The sequence below is a fragment of the Desulfobaculum sp. genome, from assembly GCF_054921475.1.
Window position 1 is genome coordinate 1 of the sequence record NZ_JBUDSW010000321.1, and the last position, 3,435, is coordinate 3,435.

Below are 3,435 nucleotides of genomic sequence, written 5' to 3' on the forward strand. Positions count from 1 at the left end.
CATTGACGTGCTGGAGCAGCCCGGCGAGCTGGGGAGCATTGCGCTGTTTGAGGGCAAATGGCTTGCGTGGCCGGGGGATGTGGACGTGGTGGCCTCGCCGTACCCAAGCGCCCGGCGCATCATGTTCACGGGCGACGGTTACCCGCGCCAAACGGATGCGGACATGGCCTTATCCGGCGCGCCGGAGAGCTTCCCCACGCAGACCCTGCGCCTTGGGCTTGAAGAGCCGCCCACGCCACTGAGCGTCCAGCTTCTGGGCGCGGCAGGGGAGGAGATCGCGCGCAGTACCAGCTATGTCTACACCTACGTCAATGAGTGGGGGCAGGAGTCCGCGCCCTCGCCGCCGTCGGCGGTGGTGGATGTGTCGGACGGGCAAAGCGTGCGCCTGACAGGCTTTGCCGCGCCAGCACTCCCCGGCGTCAGCGCGGCCACGTACCGCGTGTACCGCCTTGTCACGGGCGCTGGCGGCGCGGCGGATTATCAGCTTGTGGGCGAGCCGGACGCCGGAATCACCCAGTACGACGACGCCAAGACCGACGACCAGCTTGGCGAGGTGCTGGTTACGGAGGACTGGACGCGTCCGCCGGACGCCCTGCAGGGGCTGCTTCTTGCGCAGAACGGCATCTGCTTTGGCTTTGCCGGGCGGGAGCTTTTTGTGTCCGAAACCGGGATTCCCTACGCCTTTCCCGAGGCGTGGATACTGGAAGCGGACGAAGACATCGTGGGCATCGGCTACTACGGCACCACGGTGGTGGCCTGCACCACGGGGCGGCCGTGGATTGCCACGGGCATTGAGCCTGCGGCCATGGCCTTTGTGCCCCTTTCCTTTGAGCAGGCCTGCGCTTCCAAGCGCAGTGTGGTCAGCGTGCCCGGCGGCGTGCTCTACGCCGGAACCGACGGGCTGGCCTTCATCGGCCCGGAGGGCGGGCGCATCCTGACGCAGGAGACCTACACCTCGGAGCAGTGGCAGGTGCTGGGGCCGCAGGACATCATCGCCTGCGTGTTCGAGGGCGCGTACATGGCCTTTTTTGCAGGCACGGGAACGGGCATCGCTGTGGAGCTTGCCACCGGCGACGTGCGCGAACTGCGCCTGCCGCGCACCGTGCATGGCCTGCACCACGAACCCGCCGAGGCGCTGTACCTGCTCACCTTTGACGGCGCGGATTGGCGGGTGGAGCGCTGGAAGGGCGGTACTGCCACGCTGGAATACCGCTGGCACTCGCACACGGACCGGCAGGAACGCGCGTGGAATCCCACGGCGGCGCAGGTGGTGGGCGCGCAGAGTTCCGCCGAACCGGTGACGTTCCGCCTCTACGGCGACGGGGCATTGCGGCATGAGGCCGCCGTGCCCTCAAACGAGCCCTTCCGCCTGCCTGCCGGCTACGCGGCGCGGGAAGTTGAAGTGGAACTTGAAGGGCTGGCCGAGGTGGACGCCGTGCGCGTGGCCGCCAGCGTGGAGGAACTGCTCCATGGCTGACCGCAAGCTGGCCCTGCCTGCGCTCCCGGCCATTCCGGCCAGCGCCGCGCCAGACGTCCGCGCATGGATGGAGGCCGTGGCCGGAGTGGTGAACACCCTGACCGGCACGCTGCCCAACGCCGAGCGAAACCGCGCGCTCCTTGTGCGCGACCTTGCCACCATTGGCGTTCAGCCGTCGGCCTTTGTGCGCGCCACGGGCGCCATGTTCGACTTTGCGCGCCAAGCCACGGACGACACGGTGCCCAACCCGCCGCGCGACTTTTCCGTGCAGAATCAGATTCTGGTGAACCGCCTTTCATGGACCAACCCCACGGACCCGAACCTGTGGTTTGTGGAGGTCTGGCGCTCCGAGACCACCTCGCGGGATGACGCCGTGCGGGTTGGCATCGCCACTGCGCCCGTGGCCGTATTCCGCGATACGGGCATCTCCACGCAAAAGGACTACTGGTACTGGATCCGCGCCGTGACGTGGAGCGGCAGGTACAGCGTATGGACGCCATCGGACGCGCAGGGCGGCTACGTGGTCCCGGCGTCGTTTCCCGAGACCATCAACAAGGCCCTTGCCACGCTGGCCGACGATACGCGCTACGAGACCGTTCACAAGGTTGTGGCGGATTCCTTCATGGTGCTCCAGCCCGAGGCGGGCGTAGCCGAGCCAAAGGCCGTGTTTGTGGTGGGCGACATTGACGGCGAGCCCAGCGTGGGCATTGCCGGGGATATGTTTGTGGACGGGACCATCGTCTCGCGCATGCTGGAGGCCGGAACCCTCACCGGCGGCGAAATCAGCGCCCTTGCGGCCATACGCCTTGCCGAGGGCGGCTTTCTGCATGTGGGGGCCGGGAATCTGCACCTGACATCAGGCAACGCCGGCAACAACCACGGCAAGATTCTGTGCGGCCCGGACGGAGCCATCAACGAGGACGGCAGCGTCAACGAGGGCTTTGACTTTGCGGTGTTCGACGCCGGGGATCTGTTCTTCTACCGCTGGCGCGACGGGCAGCACCGGCTGTTCAAGTCCGTCAAGAACGTGGAGCACCTCACCGCCGTGCCCAACAACCAATGGGCGGACCTTGGCTATTTCCTTACGGAGCCGCGCGTCATGGTCTCTCCGGCCAACCTGCAGTGCTACGACGGCGCGTACGGCAACCAGAACCAGTTCTTCCACCTTGGGTTTGAGAAGCGCCGCAAGGCCGGGCTGACGGACTTCTGGGAAGTGCGGCCCGTGGCGCAGCTCACGCTGGACCCGGCGGGCGGCAATCAGTCTGTGGGCCTGTCCGGTTCTTCGTCCTCGGATGGCGTCACCTTCTCGTCCGGCACCGCCAGAACGCCCGCCAACTGCGACCAAGTCACCGTGCATGTGCGCCTGAAATCCGTGACGCCAACAGGCACCAGCAATACCTTCTACGCCAAGCGCGTTCAGTGGCGCGTGGTGGTGGACGATAGTCCCCGCGCATGGCGCACCGTCACCATCGGCCCCAGTCTGGATTACGTCAGCGACGCCGCCACCGAGGGACTTACTGCCGGGGAGCACGACATCCGCGTGGACGCGCGCGGCGAGCTTGCGGGCGGCACGTTCACCGTCTCTGAACCCGAAAAGGAATGGACTACGCGCACCGCGCAGGTCAGCCCCGGCCCGGCGCTCAGTCTCAACGGCTCGTCGGCAAATGGCCCCACATCCACCAGCGCGGGCGTGTCCATGCCTTCGGTGAGTACGTCCGGCTGGAACGTCCATTCCGTGGACTACACGTGGACCTTCTCCGGGCAGGTGGACGTGACGCAGGCCACGGTGGACGGCGGCGGCGCCAGCGTCATTGCGGAAGTGCGCCTGTCCGGCGTGGGCCAGTGGTACACCACGTTTGGCGGCGGTTCTACGGCCGTCAGCCGCAATGAAAACGATGGCGCGGGCTCGGTGCTGTCGTCCTCGTCCTTTGAGCTGGCCTTCACCTCGCTCACCAACT

The 3,435-nt window shown here is 66.8% G+C and carries 2 protein-coding genes; both read left to right on the plus strand.

All coding sequences use genetic code 11. The annotated features are described in order from the left end of the window. On the plus strand, nt 1–1,477 hold a 1,477-nt coding region (locus tag ACY69P_RS15290), incomplete at its 5' end, for a hypothetical protein (protein ID WP_462328094.1). Beyond that, nucleotides 1,470–3,435: hypothetical protein (locus ACY69P_RS15295; protein ID WP_462328095.1), on the plus strand; the 1,966-nt coding region annotated here is incomplete at its 3' end. The genes ACY69P_RS15290 and ACY69P_RS15295, both read left to right, overlap by 8 nt.